A 321-nucleotide genomic window follows, 5' to 3' on the forward strand; every position below is an offset into this window, starting at 1 on the left:
GGCGAAGGAGAGCCCTCGGTCCGACACCGCGACGCCGATCGTCTTGTCGCCGAGGTCGAGACCGGCCAGCGTGCGCCCGCCCGCCAACCGAGCCGGCAACTGCTCTATCGCGATGATGCTCACCAACTCTCCCGGGTGCTGTGCCGCGCGGCCTTTTGATGAGCCGCAGGACTTTAATGTTGCTGTTGGCGTTCTATCCTTTGACAACGAGAAAATCGAGGAACCATCCATGAAGCTGACCTGGTACGGACATTCGGCATTCCGCGTCGAGACCAAGGACGCCAACATTCTCATCGACCCGTATCTGGTCGGCAATCCATC

At 60.4% G+C, this 321-nt stretch carries 1 protein-coding gene and 1 pseudogene; one reads left to right on the plus strand and one right to left on the minus strand.

Features of this window, described 5'->3' with window-relative positions; translation table 11 throughout:
* Positions 1-123 (minus strand): annotated as a pseudogene (locus EN859_RS40080) (Holliday junction resolvase RuvX); the annotation flags it as partial.
* A 106-nt stretch (positions 124-229) separates the two neighbouring features.
* On the opposite strand from EN859_RS40080, the gene EN859_RS36510 reads away from it, so the two are divergent.
* A partial coding sequence (locus EN859_RS36510) for an MBL fold metallo-hydrolase (RefSeq protein WP_189502545.1) occupies positions 230-321 on the plus strand: 92 nt, incomplete at its 3' end.

This window comes from Mesorhizobium sp. M00.F.Ca.ET.216.01.1.1, assembly GCF_004010325.2.
Taxonomy (GTDB): Bacteria; Pseudomonadota; Alphaproteobacteria; order Rhizobiales; family Rhizobiaceae; genus Mesorhizobium.